The sequence below is a fragment of the Nocardiopsis sp. B62 genome (assembly GCF_018070675.1).
Lineage (GTDB): Bacteria > Actinomycetota > Actinomycetes > Streptosporangiales > Streptosporangiaceae > Nocardiopsis > Nocardiopsis prasina.
The window spans coordinates 148,691-170,621 of sequence record NZ_JAGPXK010000009.1; the positions used below are offsets into that span (position 1 = coordinate 148,691).

At 71.6% G+C, this 21,931-nt stretch carries 19 protein-coding genes; 11 read left to right on the plus strand and 8 right to left on the minus strand.

Annotation, left to right across the window (positions count from 1 at the left end):
- Nucleotides 1-30: 30 nt before the first annotated feature.
- The 3 genes from KBX21_RS12720 to KBX21_RS12730 form a co-directional block, all read right to left on the minus strand.
- Nucleotides 31-951, minus strand: coding sequence for a ketopantoate reductase family protein (locus tag KBX21_RS12720; RefSeq protein WP_210842010.1), 921 nt, complete (start codon nt 949-951; stop codon nt 31-33).
- 77 nt (nt 952-1,028) lie between these two features.
- Nucleotides 1,029-2,219: an MFS transporter gene (locus tag KBX21_RS12725; RefSeq protein ID WP_210842011.1), complete on the minus strand. Its 1,191-nt coding sequence runs from the start codon at nt 2,217-2,219 to the stop codon at nt 1,029-1,031.
- 149 nt (nt 2,220-2,368) lie between these two features.
- On the minus strand, nt 2,369-3,220 hold the full coding sequence (locus KBX21_RS12730; RefSeq protein WP_210842012.1) for a sigma-70 family RNA polymerase sigma factor: 852 nt from the start codon (nt 3,218-3,220) through the stop codon (nt 2,369-2,371).
- Between the two features lie 589 nt (nt 3,221-3,809).
- Here KBX21_RS12730 and KBX21_RS12735 point away from each other — a divergent pair.
- From KBX21_RS12735 to KBX21_RS12765, 7 genes are all read left to right on the plus strand, one after another.
- Entirely contained in the window at nt 3,810-4,844 is a 1,035-nt protein-coding gene (locus tag KBX21_RS12735) for an acyl-CoA dehydrogenase (RefSeq protein ID WP_247665631.1), read from the plus strand.
- Nucleotides 4,834-5,628: a PIG-L deacetylase family protein gene (locus KBX21_RS12740; RefSeq protein ID WP_049573365.1), complete on the plus strand. Its 795-nt coding sequence runs from the start codon at nt 4,834-4,836 to the stop codon at nt 5,626-5,628. Before KBX21_RS12735 ends, KBX21_RS12740 begins: the two co-directional genes overlap by 11 nt.
- The gene (locus KBX21_RS12745) at nt 5,625-6,236 is read left to right on the plus strand and encodes an SAM-dependent methyltransferase (RefSeq protein WP_210842013.1); all 612 of its coding nucleotides are present in this window, start codon (nt 5,625-5,627) and stop codon (nt 6,234-6,236) included. Before KBX21_RS12740 ends, KBX21_RS12745 begins: the two co-directional genes overlap by 4 nt.
- Nucleotides 6,236-6,994 carry a glycosyltransferase family 2 protein gene (locus tag KBX21_RS12750; protein WP_049573368.1) on the plus strand — a complete coding sequence of 253 codons (759 nt, stop codon included), beginning with the start codon at nt 6,236-6,238 and terminating at the stop codon, nt 6,992-6,994. Before KBX21_RS12745 ends, KBX21_RS12750 begins: the two co-directional genes overlap by 1 nt.
- A 43-nt stretch (nt 6,995-7,037) precedes the next feature.
- On the plus strand, nt 7,038-7,922 hold the full coding sequence (locus KBX21_RS12755) for a helix-turn-helix transcriptional regulator (RefSeq protein ID WP_049573370.1): 885 nt from the start codon (nt 7,038-7,040) through the stop codon (nt 7,920-7,922).
- A gap of 133 nt (nt 7,923-8,055) precedes the next feature.
- Nucleotides 8,056-8,496, plus strand: coding sequence for a cupin domain-containing protein (locus KBX21_RS12760; protein ID WP_210842014.1), 441 nt, complete (start codon nt 8,056-8,058; stop codon nt 8,494-8,496).
- Nucleotides 8,493-9,143: an SDR family oxidoreductase gene (locus KBX21_RS12765; protein ID WP_210842015.1), complete on the plus strand. Its 651-nt coding sequence runs from the start codon at nt 8,493-8,495 to the stop codon at nt 9,141-9,143. The genes KBX21_RS12760 and KBX21_RS12765 overlap by 4 nt, the downstream gene beginning before the upstream one ends.
- 19 nt (nt 9,144-9,162) lie before the next feature.
- Here the strand turns inward: KBX21_RS12765 and KBX21_RS12770 are convergent, their stop codons facing one another.
- On the minus strand, nt 9,163-10,038 hold the full coding sequence (locus KBX21_RS12770; RefSeq protein WP_210842016.1) for an aldo/keto reductase: 876 nt from the start codon (nt 10,036-10,038) through the stop codon (nt 9,163-9,165).
- Between the two features lie 412 nt (nt 10,039-10,450).
- Between KBX21_RS12770 and KBX21_RS12775 the strand changes: the two genes are divergently transcribed.
- The 4 genes from KBX21_RS12775 (at nt 10,451) to KBX21_RS12790 (ending at nt 15,093) form a co-directional block, all read left to right on the plus strand.
- Entirely contained in the window at nt 10,451-10,852 is a 402-nt protein-coding gene (locus KBX21_RS12775; protein WP_210842017.1) for a peptidase inhibitor family I36 protein, read from the plus strand.
- A gap of 63 nt (nt 10,853-10,915) precedes the next feature.
- Nucleotides 10,916-11,785, plus strand: coding sequence for a hypothetical protein (locus KBX21_RS12780; protein WP_210842018.1), 870 nt, complete (start codon nt 10,916-10,918; stop codon nt 11,783-11,785).
- A gap of 306 nt (nt 11,786-12,091) precedes the next feature.
- Nucleotides 12,092-13,621 (plus strand): fatty acyl-CoA synthetase, encoded by a 1,530-nt coding sequence (locus tag KBX21_RS12785; RefSeq protein WP_049573384.1) that lies wholly within the window; start codon nt 12,092-12,094, stop codon nt 13,619-13,621.
- Between the two features lie 650 nt (nt 13,622-14,271).
- Nucleotides 14,272-15,093: an SAM-dependent methyltransferase gene (locus tag KBX21_RS12790; RefSeq protein ID WP_049573386.1), complete on the plus strand. Its 822-nt coding sequence runs from the start codon at nt 14,272-14,274 to the stop codon at nt 15,091-15,093.
- Nucleotides 15,094-15,169: 76 nt separating this feature from the next.
- Here the strand turns inward: KBX21_RS12790 and KBX21_RS12795 are convergent, their stop codons facing one another.
- Genes KBX21_RS12795 through KBX21_RS12810 form a run of 4 tightly spaced genes read right to left on the minus strand, consistent with a single transcriptional unit; the run spans nt 15,170 to nt 21,897 of the window.
- A complete protein-coding gene (locus tag KBX21_RS12795) occupies nt 15,170-15,907 on the minus strand; it encodes a methyltransferase domain-containing protein (protein ID WP_210842019.1) in 738 nt (245 codons plus the stop codon).
- 4 nt (nt 15,908-15,911) lie between these two features.
- Complete coding sequence (locus tag KBX21_RS12800) at nt 15,912-16,679, minus strand: SDR family oxidoreductase (protein WP_307869200.1); 768 nt, start codon at nt 16,677-16,679, stop codon at nt 15,912-15,914.
- A complete protein-coding gene (locus tag KBX21_RS12805) occupies nt 16,676-17,536 on the minus strand; it encodes a TauD/TfdA family dioxygenase (RefSeq protein ID WP_210842020.1) in 861 nt (286 codons plus the stop codon). Before KBX21_RS12805 ends, KBX21_RS12800 begins: the two co-directional genes overlap by 4 nt.
- Before the next feature lie 29 nt (nt 17,537-17,565).
- On the minus strand, nt 17,566-21,897 hold the full coding sequence (locus KBX21_RS12810; RefSeq protein ID WP_210842021.1) for a non-ribosomal peptide synthetase: 4,332 nt from the start codon (nt 21,895-21,897) through the stop codon (nt 17,566-17,568).
- Nucleotides 21,898-21,931: the final 34 nt, after the last annotated feature.

Sequence of the window (21,931 nt, forward strand, 5' to 3'; positions counted from 1 at the left end):
CGCCGGGGACGCCCCCCGGCGGCCGCCCCCTCAACCCCGCGCGGCCGAGTAGACGCTCAGGTGCGTGTGGGCCAGGGAGAACAGCGGGGTGGGCACCCCGAGTTCGCGGCCTCTGGCGACCAGGTCACCGACGATGTGGTCGCCCTCCACCGGGTTGTCGTGGGTCAGGTCCCAGTACATGGACGTGGAGGTGTCGCGTTCGGTGTCGGAGATGACCTTGTCGGCGAACCCCCTGATCCGGTCGCTGGGCGGGTACCCGGCGGCGGTGGCCACGGTGATGGCCTCCGCGAACGTCCCCGCGCTGAACTCGGAACCGCCCGGGGCGCGGTTGACCCTGCCGATGGGCGCGCGCATGAGGCAGGTGACGGCGCCCAGGCTGCCCAGGAAGACCCACTTGTCCCACATCTCCTGACGGATGTCCTTGGTGGGGCGTGCGGTGTACCCGGCCCCCTCCAGGGCAGTGTGGACCCGGTCCAGGTCCACCACAGGGGAGTCGGAGAGCGGGCCGTAGACGAGCTCGCCCAGCTTCCCCACCTCCACGATGCCGCCGTCCTCGTCCAGGCGGGTCATCACCATGCACACCCCGCCGTACACCCGGTCCGGGCCGAACCGATCCACCAGGACGTCCAGGTGGCGCATGCCGTTGAGGAAGGGGACCACCACCGTCCGGGGGCCCACCGCCGGGGCGAGGTCCTCGACGGCGCCCTCGAGGCCGTAGGACTTCACCGACAGCAGGACGAGGTCGTAGTCGTCGGTGAGCTCGTCCCTGGTCACCGGACGGACGGGGATGTTCTCGGTGTGGCCTTCCACGGAGCGGATGTTGAGTCCGTGCTCCCTCAGGAAGGCGGCGCGGGCGGGACGGACCAGGAAGTCGACGTCGCGACCGGCCTGGACGAGGCGCCCGCCGAAGTAGCCGCCGACAGCTCCCGCACCCACGACAAGGATCTTCATGTCTCTCCTGGTTCAGCCCAGCCCGATGGATCAGGCAAAACGTATGACGATGGGACGCAACCCCGCAAGGGGCGCCCCTAACGCCTGTGGACAACCCGGTCCGGGGCGCGGGTGAACGCGATGCTGAGCAGCAGTCCCACGCCCGCCGACATCGCCGCCACCACCGGGACCAGGCCGGGGCTCGCGGCGACCGCCGCGCCGCCGAGGACACCGCCCAGGGCGGCCCCCACGTAGACCGACCCGCTGTGTACGGCCATCGCCTGGGACGCGGCGCGCGTGCCCGCGCGGTCCAGCATGAGCGTCTGGAGACTCGGTGGCACGGCCCAGGCCGCGGCGGACCAGACCACGAGCAGGGGCGTCACCACCCACAGCGGAGCCGGGCGGGCCAGCCAGAGCAGGGCGAGCGCGGACATCGTGAGAGCGAAGAGCACCACGGAGCATCGCAGGGTGGGCAGTGCCCCGATCCGGTCCACCAGGTGCCCGGAGGCCTGCGCCCCCAGCAGCCCGCCGACCCCGGAACACACCAGCAGCACGCCGAGCACCACGGGGGTGACGCCGGAGAGCCCGGACAGCACCACCGCGACGTAGGTCTGGAAGGCGAGGTTCCCGGCCACGGTCAGGACGGTGACGGCGAGGACGATCGCCACGGTCCGGTCGACCAGGGGCCGTACCAGGTCGGTCAGCGTCCGGTGGTCCTCCTCGACGACCACCGATGGCAGGGCGAGGGCGGCCATAATCAGAGCGGCCAGCCCCAGGAACCCGCAGAAAACGAAGGTGGACTCCCAACCCCACAGGGCGCCGATCCACGTCCCGAGGGGGACGCCGAGTAGCACCGCGCCGGTCAGACCGGTCATGACGGCGGCCAGATGGCGGCCCCGGCGCTCCGGTGGGGCGAGGGTGCCCGCCAGAGCCAGGGAGGTGGGCAGGACCACGGCCGCGGCGAGCGCCGCGACCACGCGCAGGGATATCAGCGCCGGGTAGCCGTTCACCAGCGGGACGGCGACGTTGGCCGCCGCGAACACCGCCAGCGCTCCCAGGAGCGCCCTCCTTCGGGGGACCCGGGCGAACAGGACCGCCCACAGGGGCGCGGTGAGCGCGTAGACGAGGGAGTAGACGGTGACGAGCTGTCCGGCGGCGGTCTCCGAGACGGCCGCGGCGGAGGCGATCGCCGGGAGCACGCCGATGATCACGAAATCGTCCGTCTGGACCGTGAACGCGGCCAGCACCAGGGGGAGGAGCCATACGGGAGGCAGGCGGGGACCACGCATGGAGTAAGGGTAACAGTTGTTTCCTGAATGGAGTCGCGTGTTCGCGCCCCGCCTGCTTCGGTGAACACGCTCTCCCGGTCCTGTCCGACAGCGGGTCCTTGACCGGAGCTGTCCAAGACGGCGGAGCAGCCGATGATCAGGGCCAGGTGTCAGGAACGGGGGCTCCCCTTCGGCGGGGCGTCCCCCTCGGACAGTTCCGCGCGCATCCATTCCAGGGCCCCTGACAGGAGCCGGGACACGTGCATCTGCGAGCAGCCCACCTCGCCCGCGATGCGCGCCTGTTTCCAGCCGTCGAAGTAGCGACGCCGCAGGATGAGCCGCTCCCGGGGCGTCAGCCGGGTCAGGACGGAGCGGGCCGCCTGCCGGTCCACGACCAGGTCCAGACCCGGGTCGCGGACCCCCATGTACCGTTCCAGGGCGTTGGACGACTCCTCACCGCGCGGATCCGGAGCGCTGAGCGAGAACGTGTTGTAGGCCTCCGAGACCAGCAGTGTCTCCTCGACGTCGGCGACCGTCACTCCCATCTCCTGGGCGATCTCCTCGTTGGACGGTTGGCGGCACAGGCGTTGCTCCAGGTCCTGCCTGGCCTGGCGCAGGAACGGGCGGCGCGCCTGGGGTGCGCGGGGCGTGTGCACCGACCACGTGTGGTCGCGGAAGTGACGCTTGATCTCCCCGGTGACCGTGGGCAGCAGGTAGGAGACGAAGGGCTTGCCCCGGCCGGGGTCGAAGCCCTGGATGGCCTTGACCAGCCCCAGGTGGGCCGTCTGCCGCAGGTCCTCGATCTCCTCGCCCCGGCCTCCGTAGCGTCGGGCGATCCGGTTCAGCAGTGGTCGGTAGTGGGCCACGATCCGTTCCTTGAGTCGGACGGCGGCGGCGCTGCCCTCCTCCAGAGACCGCAGCTCCAGGAGGATCTCCTCGGCCGAGGCGTCCCCGGGCGGTTCCTCCACGGTTCCGGAGCCGTCGAAGGACACCGGCGCGGACCTCGTCGTGTTCGGACGCATGTGAACCTCACAACCAGTCACGTGTGTGCGGTGGAGCCAAAGCGCGGTGTTCTGCTGCTTCCTGGCGGGATCGCCTGCCTGCGGGGCCCGGCCGACCTGGTCGGCGCGCGGTACGTCACGGCCAGAGTGCCCTGGATGGAGACTTGGGAGAACCTCTCATGTCAGGACTTGAGGCGTTGTTGTGGACCTGTTGGGCGGCCATGACCGCCTGCGTGGTGGCAGTGAGGCACCCAACCCCTTCGGAGGCGGGCTCGTTCACCTCTGGAGCGATTCACGCCGGATGGGCTCCCTTGACCCGGGTGTGGGACGGGCGGGACCGCGGGCTGACAAGGACCCGCTCGGAGCCCGCGAGGAGGACCTCCGCGCGCCGCCCCGGCCGCCATGTGGCGTGGCGGATCCTCTCTCGTGAGCGGCCCGAACGCGTCCACCCGTGACCGGGTCCGAACCGGCCGAGCCGGCCGTGCCGGGTAAAGATCGCCTCCGCGCGTGTTTGGCGGGACCGGCGCCGGGTCACTCGCCAGTGGAGAGCGCGAAGGTCCGCACTCCGTCGCCAGGGGGTGCGGGCCCGACGAGCGGCCAGGGAGGGCGTATGAGCCGATCGACTCCGCCCGCACCGGTGAACGGCCGGGAGCGGACACGCGAGGAGGACGTTCCTGAGCAACACCGGCGACGGGTCGCGGCGTCGTTCGCCCGGGCCGTGCGCTCCGGAGACCTCGACCTGCCCCTGCCGGGCGGCGGGGACACCCGGCGCCGCTGGCGGGTGCTTCGGGACCTGGCGCGTGAGGATCTGTCCCTGGCCAGGCTCGCGGAGGGACACGTGGACGCCATGGCGATCCTCGCCGAACTCGGCGCCGCGCCGCCCCGGCACGGACAACTGTGGGGGGTGTGGGCGGCCCACCCTCCCGGGCCCAACGTGACGGCCCGGACCGTCGACGGGAGCTGGCGGTTGAGCGGAGTGAAACCCTTCTGCTCCGGTGCCCGGACGTGCACGCACGCCCTGGTGAGCGCCGAGGTCGACCAGGGCGAACGCCGCCTCTTCGCTGTCGCCACGGCAGGGGCGGGACCGGTGGAGGGGACGTGGGCCAGCGCGGGCATGGCGGCCAGCGACACCCTGACGTTCGGGTTCGACGACGTCCCCGCCGAGGCGGTCGGGAGTCCGGGCGCCTACGTCCGACGACCCGGCTTCCACCACGGGGGCGTTGGGGTGGCCGCCTGCTGGCTGGGCGGCGCGGTGGCGGTGAGTGCTCCCCTGGCTGCAAGAGCCGCCCGGGAGACGGCCGACGTCCACACACGGACGGCGTGGGGGAGCGTGGACCGCGACCTCCACGCGGCCGCGGCGGTCCTGGGACGGGCGGCCGACGAGATCGACGCCGACCCCGAGGACGCCCTGGAACGGGCCGCGCCCCGCACGGCCCGCGCCCGAGCGGTCGTGGCCGGGGTCTGCGGCGATGTCCTGAGACGGACCGGCGAGGCGTTGGGCGCGGGGCCGCCGGCCGCTGACCCGGAGTACGCTCGCGCCGCCGCCGACCTCGCCGTGTACCTGCGGCAGCACCACGCCGACCGCGACCTGGCCGAGCTGGGTGGGCTCTCCGCGACGAAGGAGGACGTACCCCATGAGTTCTGACACGCGCTCCGGCGTCCACCCGATAGACGCCGAGGGGACCCCGGAACGGCTCTGGCGGGAGTGGGGCCTCCTGCGACGGCTGCCCGCGTTCGCTCTCACGGGCATCGCGGACGCGGTCGTGGTCGCGCCCCACCCCGACGACGAGACGCTGGGATTCGGCGGGGGACTGGCGCTGTTGGCGGCGCTCGGCACGCGGATCACCGTCGTGGCGGTCACCGACGGAGAGGGATCCCATCCCGAGGGCTGCGCCCTCGCCCCGATGGGCCTGGTCGCGGCACGTGCAGAGGAGAGGGCGCGAGCGCTGTCCATGCTGGGAGCCGGAGACGTGCGTGTCGTGCGGCTGGGGCTCCCGGACGGTGAGGTGACGCGACACCGTTCCCTCCTCACCGCACACCTCACGGACCTGTGCGCGGGCGCCCAGCTCTGTGTCACGTCCTGGGCGGGCGATCTGCACCCTGACCACCGCGCCACCGGCCTCGCGACCCGAGACGCCGTCCGCGGCGGGGTCCAGCCGTCGAGAACCGTCCGGGGCCCGGGGCGGCCGACGCTGGTCAGCTATCCGGTGTGGATGTGGCACTGGGCCCGTCCCGCGGACGAGTCAGTGCCCTGGGAGCGGGCGCGGGGGATCGACCTGCCCCCCGGCACGCGGCGGCGCAAGGAACGGGCGCTGGGCGCCTTCACCACGCAGACCGAGCCGACCGGTCCGTCGGCGCGGGACCGGCCGGTGCTCGACGAGGGAATGCTCGCGCACTTCCGACGGGACCGGGAGGTGGTGTTCCGGTGAGTGTCGGACGGCACTACTTCGACTCCATGTACGCGGGGGCCACGGACCCGTGGGGATTCCGGAGCCGCTGGTACGAGGCACGCAAACGCGCGCTCACGATCGCGTCGCTGCCCCGCCAGAGGTACGCGCGGGCCTTCGAACCGGGGTGCGCGATCGGTGCGCTCACGAAGGCGCTCTCGGAGCGCTGCGACGAGGTCCTGGCATGGGAGGTCGTGCCGGAGGCGGCTTCCCTGGCCAGACGGGACCTGACCGGCGCCGACCACGTGGAGGTCGTCCACGCCGCGGTCCCCGAGGAGTGGCCCGGGGGAGACTTCGACCTCGTGGTGCTCTCCGAACTCCTCTACTACTTCGACGACACCGACCTCGCGACCGTGTTCGCCCGGACCGCCCGATCGCTGACCGGGGACGGCACGGTCGTCGCCGTGCACTGGCGACACCCGGTCGACGATCACGTCCGGTCCGGTGACGACGTGCACCGGGCACTCGACGCCGTGCCGGGACTGGACCGGACGGTGCTGCACGTGGAACGGGACTTCATGCTCGGGGTGTACGAGCGCTCCGACACGCGCGGGCCACGCTCCGTCGCCGAACGCGAGGGGCTGGCCTGATGGAGGCTGTCGCCGTGGTGATTCCCGCGCATGACGAGTCGGAGACCATCGTGGCCTGCCTGCGGTCGGTTCGGAACTCCCTGCGCCACTGTGGGGTGCCCCCGTGGCACCGCCGCGTGGTGGTGGTCGCCGATGACTGCACCGACGCGACAGCCACGCTGGCCCGTGAGGAGGGAGCCCACGTGGTGGAGGTCGCGTACCGCAACGTCGGAGCGGTACGGCGTACCGGCGTGGAGTTGGCGCTCGAACTCGCGCACCACCGGTCCGGGAAGGACCTGTGGCTGTCCTTCACCGACGCCGACAGTGTGGTCCCGCAGCACTGGATAGCGGCGCAGCTGGCTCTGGCCCGGACCGCCGACGCCGTGGCGGGGACCGTCGAGGTCACTGACTGGTCCGGGCGCCCCGCCGAGCTGGCCGAGCACTTCGCGCGCACCTATCCGGTCGTCCGGGGCAACGAGCACCTCCACGTCCATGGGGCCAACCTCGGGGTGCGGGCCTCCGCCTATCTTGCCTGTGGTGGCTTCGAGGCCCTGCGCCTCTCCGAGGACCAGGCCCTGGTCGCGGAGCTGGTGCGCCGGGGCCACTGTGTGAGCCGCCCCTGCGACCTGCCGGTGGTGACCTCGGCCCGGAGCTCCCCACGCGCCGCCGGGGGGTTCGGGGACTGTCTGAACCGCCTCACGCAGTCCGTGATGCGGCAGGACCACGCACTCAGCCGCCCTCCCCACCCATGGGGGAATCCTGGCTGGTGGGGGTACTGAGAGGGTCTCCCTCACGCCAGAGCCCTGGCCTACGGTGGCTGGTATGGACAACCGAGCGGAAGTGCGTGAATTCCTCATCTCGCGGCGCGCCCGGATCAGCCCCGAGGACGTCGGGCTGCCAGCCGGTGCGAAGCGTCGCGTGAAGGGTCTGCGCCGCAGCGAGGTCGCGACCCTGGCCGGTGTGAGCGTGGAGTACTACACCCGGCTGGAGCGCGGAGCGATCAGCGGAGCCTCCCCGGAGGTGCTCAACAGCCTCGTCAAGGCACTGCGCCTGGACGACGCCGAGAGGGCGCACCTGTTCGACCTCGCGCACGCGGCGAGCCCGGTGGCGCGGCCGCCCAAACGGCGGAGCGCGAAGAGCTGGACCCCGCACACCAGCCTCCAGTGGACGCTCGACGCGATCACGGCCGGGCCCGCCTTCGTCCGAAACGGACGCATGGACCTGCTGGCGGTCAACACGCTGGCCCGGGCGTTCTACAGGGACGTCTACGAGATGCCGGGGCAGCCGCCCAACGTCGCACGGTTCACCTTCCTCGACGAGCGCGCCCGGACCTTCTTCCCGGACTGGGACATGTTCGCGGAGGTGACCGTTGCGATCCTGCGCACGGAAGCGGGCCGGGACCCGCACAACAAGGAGCTGCACGACCTGATCGGTGAACTCTGCACCCGTAGCGACGAGTTCCGTCACCTCTGGGGCGCGCACGACGTCCGTCAGCACGGCACCGGATTCAAGACCTTCGAACACCCCGTCGTGGGTGGGATGACCCTGGCCTTCGAGGGGATGGAGTTGGCCGCCGAGCCGGGGCTGACCCTCACCGTGTACACCGCCGAGCCCGGGTCGGCCTCGGCCGAACGGATGAGCCTGCTCGCCTCCTGGGGAGCCAGCGAGTTCCGGGCCGAACGGTCCGTCGACGAGTCACACCCGTGAGGGCGGCCCCGCGCACCAGGGCAAAACCACGGTCAAGAGGCGGCCGCCCCGCCGTCCCGCGACGCGTCAACGGCGTACGCGGGCACGACCATGGGAACCGACCACCGCCGGACCGCACCACGGGAGGACCGTCTTGGAACACGTCACCGGCACCGCGACCCTCAGGGGACCGTCCGAACGCTTCACGGGCGACGTCTACCTGAACATGATCGAGGCCCCCGCCGAACCGGCCCGCCTGGCCGCCGCGCTGGTGCGCTTCACCCCCGGAGCACGAACGAACTGGCATTCCCACTCTCTGGGCCAGATCCTGTACGTCACGGACGGTGTCGCGCTGGTGGGCACCCGTGACGGCGCGGTCGTGCGGGCCTCGGCGGGCGAGACCGTCCGGTGCCAGCCCGGAGAGGAGCACTGGCACGGCGCCACCGACGAGGCGTTCATGTCGCACCTGGCCCTGGTGGTCGGGGACGGCCACGGTGACGGCACCACCTGGCTGGAGCCGGTCACCGACCACCAGTACACAGCGGCCCTGGCCTTCGCCACCAGCACCAGCCGATCGAAGAAGGAGACGTCATGAGCACGATCGCGATCATCGGCGCGGGTCCCGGCCTCGGCGCCGCCACCGCTCTGAGGTTCGGACGCGAGGGGTTCTCCGTCGCACTGGTCGCCCGCAACCAGGAAGGACTCGACCAGCTCGCACGTGACCTCGCCTCGGAGGGGATCGAAGCGCGCGGCTACGGGGCCGACGTGCGGGACCGGCCCTCCCTGACCCGTGCGCTGGAGTCCGCGGCCGCGGATCTGGGGGCGATCGAGGTGCTCCAGTACAGCCCGGTGCCCAGCCGCGAGTTCCTCCGCCCGGTGCTGGAGACGACCCCCGAGGACCTGGCCGCGGCGGTGGAGTTCTCCGTCCTCGGCCCGGCCACCGCCGTCGGCCAGGTGCTGCCCGGAATGGGCGAGCTCGGCCACGGAACGATCCTGCTGGTCAACGGCTCCAGCGCCGCGACGCCCAACGGGAACGTGGCCGGTACGTCGACGGCGTTCGCGGGGGAGTCCGCCTACGGACACATGCTCCACGAGGCCCTCGCGCCGGTGAACATCCACGTCGGACAGCTCATCATCCCCGGAGCGATCGGAGGGGGCGACCCCCGCTACGCGCCCGAGGCCCTCGCGGACCGGTTGTGGACCATCCACGACGAGCGGGGCCCCTTCCGCACGACGGTGTGAGCGGGGGAGCCCCCCGAGCTCAGGCTTCGGGGATGTCACGCCCGAAGGCCTCGGGGGTGACCGACACGGGGTCGGGGCCTCCCCGGACACCCGTGTCGAGTGCGTCGATCGTGGTGAGCTGGTCCGTCGTGAGCTCGAAGTCGAAGACGTCGAAGTTCGCGGCGATCCTCTCGCTCCTGACCGACTTCGGGATCGCGGACCGGCCCTCCTGCAGGTGCCAGCGGAGCATGACCTGCGCGGGCGTCCTGCCGTGGGCCGCCGCGATCTCCCGGATCACCGGGTCGTCGAAGGTGGACCGCTCACCGTGGCCCCGGTAACTGGTGATGCCGCCCATTGGTGACCACGCCTGGGTCAGGATTCCCTGCTCGGTGTCCGCGGCCTGGGCGTCGGACTGCACGAAGTAGGGATGGACCTCGATCTGGTTCACCGCGGGTACGACGTCGGTCCGTTCGAGCAGGTCGGCCAGGACCCCGGGCATGAAGTTGCTGACGCCGATTGCCCGGACGCGCCCGTCGTCCAGCAGCGTCTCCAGTGCCCTGTAGGCCTCGACGGTGTCGTCGAACCTCGTGGGGACCGGCTGATGGAGCAGCAGCAGGTCGATCTGCTCGACGCCGAGCTTGCCCGCGCTCTTGTCGAAGGCGTGCAGGGTCCGGTCGTAACCGTAGTCACTGATCCAGACCTTCGTCTCGACGAACACCTCGGACCGGTCCAGGCCCGAACGGCGGATGCCCTCGCCGACCTCACGCTCGTTGAAGTACGCGGCGGCGGTGTCGATGAGCCGGTAGCCGACGCTGAGGGCCTCGGCGACGGACGCGGCGGTGACCTCGGGCGGGGTCTGGAAGACGCCGAAGCCCAACGCGGGCATCTCCACACCGTTGTTCAGGGTCAGGTTCATGTTCGTTCTTCCTTCGGTCGTCCGATCGGGGGGACCGCGTCGACCCTCCGTGATGCCCGGTGCCCGTTCATGATGTCGAAGGAACGTGGGGATCCCCTCCAACGGTCGGGGGTGTGTCGCCAGGTGAGGGGCCCCGCTCCTGGACGAACGGCCGCCACACCCGCACCTGACCTCTCTGCCGAATAACAGACACCATGGAATTCAGTAATGCCCGTTGCGCATCATTTTTTATGCAGATTGCCCCAAAATAGTATGTGATCTGCGTAATGTGACGCGGCGGCGGCCCGATGTGGCCAAGGCTTTTTCTTTCCATGCTCGAGCTTCTCGCCTAACGTCAATGGTGAACACGAAGGAGTGCGATCGGTAAATGCCGGTCGTGGCAGTTGTCGGTGTATCCAACCAAGGGAACCCCATGTCTGTCAGGAAGCGATTGTTCACCGCCGCCGCAATGGTGGCCGCCCTCGCCGTCGCCGGTGTCCTCGGCACGGCTCCGACGGCCTCGGCCGCGAGCGTCCCCCTGGTCGAGGCGCAGGCCACCTACATCTACCTCTACGAGCACGACAACTTCAAGGGCGGGTCCTGGCGGACCTCCGGCAGCGACAGCAACCTGGCTGGCAACTGCTGGAGCGGCTCGGGCTGCCGTAGCGTCAACGACAACGCCAGTTCCATGAAGAACCAGAAGTCCAGCAACGCCTCCTTCTACGAGCACGCGAATTACAAGGGGCCCTCCTACTACGCCCAGAAGAACTCGTCCGACAAGGACCTGACCGACAACGGATTCGACAACAAGATCAGCTCCGTCCGGGTCTGGTGATCGGTGTGCCGGGAGAGTCGGGCGCCAGCGCGGCCTTCTCGGCACCATTTCCGGTGGAGAACCATGAACAGACTTCTTCGGGTGACCGGAGCGCTGTGCGTTGCCGTCGGTCTCGCCGCCTGTGGCGTCCAGGACGACGGGGGAGGCGGGGAGCGCTACCTCCCCGCTGAGGAAGGGGTACGGTCGCTGTCCCTTCCCTTCGACGAGTACACGCTCTCCCCCTTCGAGATGCGCACGCTCGACTACGCGCAGGACCTGCTCGTGCGCGACTGCATGCGCCAGCACGGCATGGACTGGCGAGTGCTGCCCGACCCCGAGGAGGAGGGGACCGACCCCCCGCACCGGGGTCGATACGGAGTGATCGAGTCGGAGGTGGCCGAGCGGTACGGGTACGGCGCGCCGCCCGGGTCAGCGGACGAGGCCCTCGTGGAGGAGGTACGGGAGGACCGGCTCACCCTCCTGGCCACCGAGCACCGGGTGGCCTACGGGAGCGAGAGCGCGGCCGGGTGCCTCCCGGAGGCGGGCCGGGACATCATGGCGGGTGTCCCGGACATGGACCACGACCGGTTGAACTCCTTCATCCAGACCGGCTTCGAGACCTCTCGAAGCGCACCCGAGGTGGTCGACGCCTTCGCTGCCTGGAGCGCGTGCATGGCGGACCGGGGCTTCGACTACCCCACGCCGTCCGAGGCACCGATCGACGCGCGCTGGAGTGGCGGGGAGGGCGATCCGTCAACGGAGGAGACCGAGGTGGCGGCGGTGGACGTGGCCTGCAAGGAGGACGTCTCGGTGGTCGAGATCTGGCGCGACGCGGAGGCGGTGGCACAGGAGCGCCTGATCGAGGAACACCCCGAGGACTTCGCGCTCTTCGCCCAGGTGAGGCAAATCAGACTGGAGACGGCACGAACGGCGATCGAACGGTTCGGGGCCTAGCGGGGCCGCCGCAGGAGCGGCTGCCTGGGAGGTCGGGATCCACCCACCACCGTGCGGAGCCGGAGGAGGCCGCGCCCGGTGGGAGCCTGATCGGCGCCCGCGACCGGGTGATCCGGGCGATACTGCGCGGAGGCAGGTCAGAATCGCCTTGAGGGCGCCACGCCGGGTGGTCGACGTCGTCGAACACCGACCAGGCCGGAATCACGGCGCCACGTCTTGCCGGTCTGACGCGTGGGGCACGAGGATGGCTTCCGTGTGCGCGGCCCGGCTCCCACCGGGCCGTACCTACGGGAAGAGACAGGTGCCATGACCGCATTGACGACCTCCAGCCGTGTGGACGACATCCTCCGGCGGAGCGCGACCAGAACCCCCGCGAACACCGCGCTGGTCTTCGGCGACCGAGAGTGGACCTACGCCGGACTCGACGACGCGGTCACCCGGGCGGCCGCGCGGCTGCTGGCGACGGGCGCGGTCAAGGGGGACCGCGTCGCGGCCTACGGCAGGAACTCCGACGCCTACCTGATCGGCTTCCTGGCCTGTGCGCGGGCCGGGCTGGTGCACGTGCCCATCAACTTCGCCCTCAAAGGCACGGAGCTCGCCTACCTGCTGGAGCAGTCCGGCAGCACCGTGGCCCTGGTCGACCCCGCGCTGCGCTCGGCCGTGGACGAACTGCGCACCGAGACCGGCGTCGAGCAGGTGCTGGAACTGCGCGACGCCCCCGGCTCGCTGCTGGAGGAGGCCACGCGGGGCCCGGTTCCCGATCTGGACGCGGAGGTGGTCGACACCGACCTGGTCCAGCTCCTGTACACCTCCGGCACCACCTCCAGACCCAAGGGCGCCATGATGTCCCACCGGGCGCTCGTTCACGAGTACCTCTCGTGCCTGGTGGGGCTGGACCTGGACGCCGGGGACAACCCGCTGCACGCGATGCCCCTGTACCACTCCGCTCAGCTGCACGTCTTCCTCCTTCCATGGCTGGCGGTGGGTGCCCGCAACACCCTGGTGGAGGCACCCGACCCCAGGGACCTGCTGAACCGGATCGAGGCCGACGGGCACGGGGCCTTCTTCGCCGCCCCCACGCTCTGGGTGGCGATGGCCAACCACCCCTCGTTCGACGACCGCGACCTGTCCAGCCTGCGCAAGGCCTACTACGGCGCCTCGATCATGCCCGGACCGGTCCTGGACCGGCTCCGCGCTGCCTTGCCCGACCTCGGCTTCTACAACTGCTTCGGCCAGAGCGAGATCGGCCCGCTGGCCACCGTTCTGCGCCCCGAGGAGCACGGGGCCAGGCCCGCCTCCGCGGGGCGTTCCGTCCTGTTCGTGGAGCTGCGCGTGGTGGACGAGAACGGTGAGGAGGTCGCCCCGGGTGAGCTCGGGGAGGTGGTCTACCGGTCACCACAGCTGTGCCTGGGCTACTGGGACAAGCCGGAGGAAACCGAGGAGGCCTTCCGGGACGGGTGGTTCCACTCCGGTGACCTGGTGCGCGCCGACGCCGAGGGCTACATCGAGGTGGTCGACCGGATCAAGGACGTCATCAACACCGGCGGAGTGCTGGTGGCCTCGCGCGAGATCGAGGACGTGCTGTTCGCGCATCCCGGGGTGGCCGAGGCCGCTGTGGTCGGGACCGCTGACGAGAAGTGGATCGAGGCGGTGACGGCCCACGTGGTGCCCGCGGCGGACGCCGACACCGAGGCGCTGCCGGAGCAGTTGGTGGCGCACGTGCGACGCCACCTCGCGCCGTTCAAGGTGCCCAAGACGGTGCGGCTGGTCAGCGAGCTGCCCCGCAATGCCTCGGGCAAGATCCTCAAGCGCGAACTCCGCGACCGCCCCGCCTGACCCCGCGCGGCCCTCCGGTCACGCCGTGACCGCCCCCCGGAGGGCCTTCCAGCCTCGACCACGTGGTGCTCCCGGGTGAACGTCCCGCCCGTGGCGAACCGGAGGAACATGCGCCCGTCCCGCTCGGAGCGGGCCAAGGAACGTCGTTCCCCGGTGTGGAGCGGCCTCCATGAGCCGCCACCGCGCCTCGCTGGACCGTCGCCCGCCACCAGACGAAAGCACACGGGCCCCGGACACGGATCCCCGACCAGCGCGGACCGGTCGTCGGCGCGGAGCAGATCCGGCATGTGCCAGTTGAACGCGTCCCGGAATGTGCCGGTGAACGCGTCAACGGAGTCTGGGTGGATGGATCGAGCCGAAGCGATCGAGGGGTTCGCAGACGAAAGGGCAGCCTGCCTGCGGTGTCCCTCGGTTCTCCAAGGGGCCGGAATGCCCACAAGGGGTGGGCATCTGCCCGGAGGGGTGGTGGGGATGTGGCGTCCTGGCGTGCGGGGTCGGAGAGCACGCATACCTCCCATCCGTCCGTTCGGGTCGGTTTCCCCTATGGTTGGGGCGAACGGCTTCTGGCTGGGAGGTACCGCCGTCCCGAGACGGTCGGAGACCGCCCGGCCGCGTGGCGCGGCCCCCTGCGTGTAGAGGTAGATGCTCCTATGTCCGACGGCTCCTCCCAGCCCCCCGCCGGCGGTTTCGACCGGCCCTCTCCCATCGACACCACCCGGACGCACTCGGCCCGGATCTGGAACTACTGGATGGGCGGCAAGGACCACTACCCGATCGACCGCGTCGCGGGTGACCAGGTGGCCGAGTCCTTCCCGGAGATCGTGGACCTGGCCCGCACCAGCCGGGAGTTCCTGAACCGCGTGGTGACCCACCTGACGGAGGAGGCGGGGATCCGCCAGTTCCTCGACATCGGCACCGGGATGCCCACCGCGAACAACACCCACGAGGTCGCCCAGGGGATCGCGCCCGAATGCCGGGTGGTCTACGTGGACAACGACCCCCTCGTGCTCGCGCATGCGCGCGCCCTGCTCGTGGGAACCCCCGAGGGCGTCACCGACTACATCGACGCCGACCTGCGTGACCCCGAGGCGATCCTGGAGCGGGCCGCGAAGACCCTGGACTTCGATCAGCCCATCGCCCTCATGCTGATGGGCGTGCTCGGCCACGTCCCGGACGAGGAGCTCCAGCCGATCGTCGGGAAGCTGCTGGACGCGCTGCCCTCCGGCAGCTACCTGGCCAGTTACGACGGCACCAACACCAACGAGGCCTACAACGAGGCCATCGAGGCGGGCAACAAGCACGGCGACGACCCCTACCGCCTGCGCAGCCCGGAGGCGGTCGCCGCTCGCTTCGAGGGCCTGGAGCTGCTGGAGCCGGGTGTGGTGCCCTGCCCCCGGTGGCGCCCACTGGAGGGTGAGCTCAGCGCCCGCCGCGGTTTGGACCAGTACGGCGGAGTGGCCCGCAAGCCCTGACAGCCCGGTTCCCCGGTCACGGCGTGAACCGCCCCGGGGGCACCCAACAGGTGCCCCCGGACCCGGGATCAGGTGTTCAGGTGTTCAGGTGCCGCCAGCGGACCGGGTCGGGGTGGGCGCGGATGCCCTCGCTCCGCGGTAGGTCACCGCGTTCGGAGCACTCCAGGACCAGCATCTCCTCGTCCCCCGGGTCGAAGGCGTACTCCACCGGCTCCACCCGCGAGGACACCCCGCAGTCGGCCAGGAACTCCCGCATGCGGTCCAGCGCCGGATAGCGCGTGAAGTCCGCGTGCTGGAACAGCGGATACAGCCGCACCTGCCAGCGGGACAGCCGCACCAGCTCCAAGAGCGCCTCCCGGTGGAACTCCTCGTCCAGCTGCCTGCCGTAGGAGAACAGCAGGTGGGAGCTGAGCACCAGGTCGAAGGAGTGGTCGGGGAAGGGCAGGTGCGGCAGGGAACCCTCCACGTAGCGTTCCGGGTGCGCGGTCACGTCCGCGCCGAACCTGCGCGCCGACACCGAACGCAGCCGCGTGTACTGCTCCGGTCCCTCGAACCACGTCCACACGAAGTCCGACTCGTGCTCTACCAGGTCGGCGTGCTTGTGCTCGTTCTCCAACAGGGCCAGCTCGGCCAGCTTCCCCCGGTTCTCCCCGTACTCGGGGTCCACCGCCGTGACGTCGGAGCCCCGGGCACGGGCCTCGGCCGTGAAGCTCGCGGCGCCGCCGGGGCAGTCCAGGATCCTCAACGACAGGTCGTCGTCGCTGAGCCCGAACATGGACCGGTACTCCGCGAAGTCGCGCGCGCTGACGAACATCCGCTCACCCCCGCCCGACGAAGGGCATCGAGGTGGGCAGCACCGTCAGGTACTGCACGTTGCTCCCCGGCGGCATCGACGCCATGAGGAGCAGGGCCTCGACGAAGCGGTCCAGGGGGAGGGTCTGTTCCACGGCCGAACTCCCGTCGGCCTGCCGGGCCGGGGGTTGGGGACGCCCGTCGGAGGGCTCCACGTTGCCCACGTCGATCTGCCCGCAGGCGATGCCGTGCTCGCGCCCGTCCAGCGACAGCGCCTTCGTGAGGCCCAGGACCGCGTGCTTGGCCGTGGTGTAGGCGATGGCGTTCGGCCGGGGCGCGTGCGCGGAGGGCGCTCCGTTGTTGATGATGCGCCCGCCCCGGGGCGACTGCTCCCGCATCGCGCGGAACGCCTCCTGGGCGCACAGGAACGTGCCGGTCACGGTGGTGTCCATGATCCGGTTCCAGTCCTCGAACCGGACGTCCTGCACCGGCACCCTGGGCACGACCGCCCCGGCGTTGTTGAACAGCAGGTCCACCCGGCCGAACCGCTCCCGCACGGCGGCGAACAGCGCCGTCACCTCCTCGGGACGTCCGATGTCGGTCGGGACGGTCAGCATCCGGTGCGCGTCCCCGCCCGCCAGGGCGACCGTCTCCTCCAGTGCCTCCTTGCGGCGACCGGCGATCGCCACGGACCACCCCTCCGAGAGCAGGGCGAGCGCCGCGGCGCGCCCCAGCCCGCTGCCGCCCCCGGTGACCACCGCGACCCCGCGCTCCGGGGTGACTCCCTCGTTCACCGCGCACCCGCGCTCATCCAGGCCCGCAGCACGCGGCGGCTGCCCGGGCCGGGCACGTCCACGTAGGGGGACCGCCCGTGCAGGACCCGGGAGTTGCGGATGACCAGCAGGTCACCGGCGCCGAGCAGGAGCTGGAAGGCGATCTCCGGCCGGTAGAGGACCTCGTCGAGGACGTCCAGGGCCTCCCACTGGCGGTCGGTCAGGGGTGGGCCGCCCCGCTCCGGGGAGGTGCGCACCGTGCGGGTCTGGTAGTAGCAGCCCACGGTCCCGTCCTCCTGCGTGAACAGGATCGGGGAGACGATCACCTGCTGTCCCGCCCGGCCGGTGCGGTCGAAGGTCCAGTCCTCCTCCAACGTGGCGAGCACGTCCGGGCGCTCCCCGCCGATGATGCTCCGCACGTGGCGGGCGCTGGCGAGCTTGGTGTACCCACCTCCCCGTACCGCGGGCTGGAGGCACAACAGCACCAGGAGATCGCAGGTGTCGCAGTGGAACCCGAGTTCGGTGTTCCCGTCACCGTCCTGGTCCCGAAGGACCCGGAACAGGTCTCCCTCGGCGTTCTGCGGGATGATCTCGCCGAAGTCCCGTAGGACGAAGGAGAGCGCCGAGACGATGTCGGCCTCGTCCGCAGCCGGGTCCATCAGGTTCGGGACGTGCGCGAAGCCCACCGAACGGATGCTCTCGGAGCTGAACGAGCGCAGCCGCTCACGCACCCGTGAGGCACCCTCCCACCGCTCCGCCCGGGCGTCCCGCCACAGCAGCGCGCGCTCCTCGTCGGAGAGCGGCATCGACCACAGGTCGCGACGGGTGTCCAGGGTCGTGCTTCCCCAACCGATCTCGGTCGTGGTGTTCTCGGTCATCTGGCGGGCCGTTCCCTTCGTCGTGGGATTCACTGGGGCGGTTCGGGGAGGAAGCCGACGGCCGTGGCCCAGGCCATGGCCGCCGACCACCACTCGCGGGTCGGCGGCGCGAAGCGCACGCCGACGCGATCGAGCGCGGAGGTCGTGTGGGAGCTGTCGACCACCACGTTGCGCGATCCCAGCTGGGACCAGGCGGAGGCCAGCCGGGCGGCGGTCGGATGGGTCCGCTCCACCCGGGACAGCGCGGCGCCGAAGGCGTGGTCGTCGGTGAGTCTGACCGGATGGCCCAAGGAGACCAACCAGGCCACCAGTTCGTCGTGCGGCACCGTGTACGGGGACTCCACGTGGTACACGCCCGGCGCCGCGTGGGCGTGGGTCACCATCGCCGCGATCCCCGCCGCCACCGTGTCCACGTGGGAGAACGCGAACGACTCCGAGGGACGGCTCGGAGCGGCACCGGCCAGCACGTAGCCGCGCACCAGCTGGTAGATCCGGTTGTCCTCCACGTTGCGCTGGAAGGCACCGGTCCGGCTGTGCGCCGCGACGTGGCCGCTGCGGTGGACATAGCACTGGCGTCCCGAGGCCGCCCACGAGCGGACCTCCTCCTCCGCCGCGAACTTCGTCCTCTCATAGGGGGTGCGGAACCGCTGCCCGATCCGCAGGTCGGCCTCGCTGAACCGGCGCGGGACTCCGTCCACGCCCCCCGCGACGGCGAGCGTGGACAGGTGGTGCAGGCGGGCGCCGGGCACCTCGGCGTCGATCCACGCGAGCAGGCGGCGGACCCCCGCGACGTTGGTGCGTTCCAGTTCGTCGGGGGGAGCGACCAGGCGCACGTCCGCCGCCGCGTGGACGACCGCGCGCACGTCCCGGACCCGTTCCAGCCCGTCCCGTGACAGCCCCAGGCCCTCTCGGTTGACGTCACCGGCGATCACGTCGAACCCGCCGACCCGTCGGTCCGCGCCGTCGATCGCGGAGTCGAGCCGCCGCGCCGCGTCCGCGTCGTCCCCGCCCCGGACCAGGCAGGTGACGTGCGCGTCGCGGTCCAGGAGGGCGGCCAGCAGGTGGCGGCCCAGGTAACCGGTGGCCCCGGTGAGCAGCACGCGGACCGGTTCCCGGACCCGCGCGCTCGTGCGAGCGGTCCCGGACTTCGGGGCGCCGGTGAGCAGCAGCTGGCCCGAGGTGGAGACGGCGCTCCTGTCGGGTTCAGGGGGAGCGCTCCCGACCTCGCTGGCCACGGTCCCGCCGAAGGCGGAGACGATCCCGTGGGCGTCCTCGTGGGACAGCCACGGCCAGGCGTACACGAGGTCGGCCACCAGCCTGCCCTCGACGATCCGCGTGGTGAGCCGCAGTCGGTGGTGCGGGTCCCCGCTGGGACAGCGCGCCGCCCCGCCGCTCTCGGGGGCGACGGACCAGGCCAGCGACGGTTCGTCGGGCAGCTCGAAGGTGCCCAGGAAGTTGAACCCGGCCTCGGGCAGCGCGACGTCGGCGTCCATCGGCACCTGCTGGGCCTCCCGCACCAGGTGCTCGACCCGCGCGGTGGTCTCTGCCGAGGAGGAACGGACCACGGTCCGCACGTCCACGGCTCCGCCGACACTCCCGGAGCCGGTGGCGGACCCCGGGTCCGTGCCGGGAGCCGCCACGGTCACGTGCTTGACCGCCGTGAACCAGCCCACGGTGTCCATGTACGCGTCGCCGCGACTCGTGGTGTCGCGGCCGTGGGTCTCCACCTCCACGGTCAGCCGCGGCCGACCGTTCCGGCGCAGGACGGCCTCGGAGAAGGCCGACAGCAAAAACGCCTCCAACCGCTGGGAGCGCCCGTGACGGCGGACCAACCGGTCGGTGTCGCCTTCGTCCAGGGCCCAGGTCAGGGCCGCTGGTTCCAAACCGGGATCGGCGGGCGGCCGCGTGCGGAGCGGAGCCGCCCGTTCCGGTGCGGGGGGCGCGGCGGTCGCCGCCCACCGGTAGAAGTCGGCGGTCACGGGCATACGGTGCGGGCTCCCCGTGAGCGCCGCCCGGTAGGCGTGGGCGAGGTCGTCGAGCAGGACCCGCCAGGAGAGCCCGTCGATGGCCAGATGGTGCACGATGACCGCTAGCCGGTCGTCGCCCCCGGGCCCGGAGAAGTCGCCCCCTGCTCCGGAGAACAGGTGGATCCGGACCAGACGGCCCGACTCCGGGTCCAACCCCCGGTGCAGCTCGGTACAGGTGGCCTCGACCTCCTCCGAAACCCGGGCGGGGTCGAAGGGGAGCCGGGAGAAGGTCATCGCGTCCGTCTCCTCAGCGGGGCGGGGGAGACCCGGACCGCCCGTCGCCACGGGCTGGCGCAGCGCGGGATGGCGGCGCAGCACCTCCACCACGGCGCGGGAGAGCGCGGCCGGGTCCACCGGGACCCCGCACCGCAGGACGGCCGACTGGTTCCAGTGCCTGGGGTCCCGTACCCGCTGCTGGAAGAACCAGCGCTGGGCCGGTGCCAGCCTCCCGGCCCCGGCGGCGCCCGCGTCCTCCGTCGGGTCGGCGGCCTCCCCCGAGAGCGGGGCGGCCGCCTCCGCCAGTAGCGCCGCGGTGGGGTTCAGGTAGAAGTCCTCGAACGCGACCCGGTACCCGGACCTGCGCAGCGCCGTGACCGTGCGCATGGCCAGGATCGAGTCACCGCCGATCTCCAGCACGTCCGTGTGTGGGGCGACCAGGGGCAGGCCGAGCGCGCCCGCCCACAGGTCGGCGATGGTCTTCACGAGGGGGTCCCCGGCCGGTGCGCCGACCGTGTCCGGGGGCGCCGACACGTCGGGGGCGGTCTCGGGATTCCTCCCCCCGAGTTCCAGGACCCGGTCCACCAGCACGGACAGGCTGTCCCTGTCCAGCTTGCCGTTCGGGCCGGTGGGGAACTCCGGCACCACGACCAGCGGCTGGGGGACCGAGTACGCGGGGAGCCGGTCCAGCAGGTACGAGCGCAGGGAGGCCACCAGGCTCGCCTGCGCTCCGCCGTCCTCGCCGACCACGGGTCGCACCGCCGCCAGGAGCTGGGCCCCCGCGGGGTTGCGGCGCACGATCACCGCGGACCGCGCCACCCCGGAGAAGTCGTCGATCACCCGCTCCACGTCCGCCGGATCGACCCGGTAGCCCCGGATCTTCACCTGGCGGTCGGTCCGACCGGCGAAGACGAGGTCGCCGTCCGGGCGGCGGCGACATCGGTCACCGGTCCGGTACCTCGGTCCGTCGTCGTGCGGGAGGAAGCGGCGCGCGGTCTCCTCCGGGCGCCCGAAGTACCCCGGTGTCACACCTGGACCGCCGATGAGCAGCTCGCCGTCGGCGCCGTCCGGTACCGGACGGCCCTCGGCGTCCACCAGGTACAGGCCGTTCCGGCCGATGGCCGTCCCGATGGGGACCGTCGCCTCGTCCTCGGGAAGTTCGGAGGGGGAGACGGCCACGAAGCAGCTCGCGCCGATGGTGGCCTCGGTCGGACCGTAGTGGTTGACCACCCGACCGGCCACACCGTCCTTCAGGAGCCCGGCCGCCAGGGAACGGGGCAGCGCCTCACCGCCCAACAACAGGGTGTGCAGTCTCGGAGCCCGACGCGGCCGCCCCTCCAACAGGGCGGTCATGTGGGAGGGGGTGGTCTTGAGCACGGACACCCCCGCCGCGGACAGACAGGACCAGAAGGCCTCCGGGTCGCGGGACCGGTCGTCGGGCACCACGTGGACTGACCCGCCGGTCGCAAGTGCCAGGAGCCAGGAGGTGTGCCCGAGGTCGGCGGCGAGCGTGGTGACGTGCGCGACGCACGGCGCGTCCTCATGGGTGAGGCCGAGGCGGTCCCGCAGGGAGAACGCGTAGTGCACGGTGTTGGCGTGGGTGACCGTGACCGCTTTGGGTTCCCCGCTCGAACCCGAGGTGAAGGAGAGATAGGCCGGGTCGGAGGCGCGCACCCGTGGCGGGGTCGCGCCACGGGGCTGGCCGCCGGGGCGCCCGACCATCGCGTCCAGGTCCACGACCTCGGTCCCGCGCGCCCCGGGCGCGGTGTGCCCGGGATCGGAACTGAGCACGTGCCCCACGGCGATCGCGTCCAGACGCCTGCGGACGTCGGGGCCGCTCCATGCGGGATCGACGACCACGGCGGCCGCTCCCGCGCGCAGGACCCCGTACAGCAACACGCACACCCGGATGTCGCGCGGGCCCAGCACCGCGACCCGGTCACCCCGCCCCACACCCTGATCGGCCAGACGGGCAGCCACCCGGTCGGCGGCGGCGAGCAGCCCCCCGTAGTCGAGGGAGCGAACCTCGTCGGAGAGCGCCGGTCGGTGCGGGTGGGAGCGCGCGCCGCGCGCCAGCAGGTCGGAGAGTGAGAGGTCCGGGATCGTCGTACCTGTCAAGGGGGTGGGTCTCCAGTTCAGGCGGTGTCTGCTT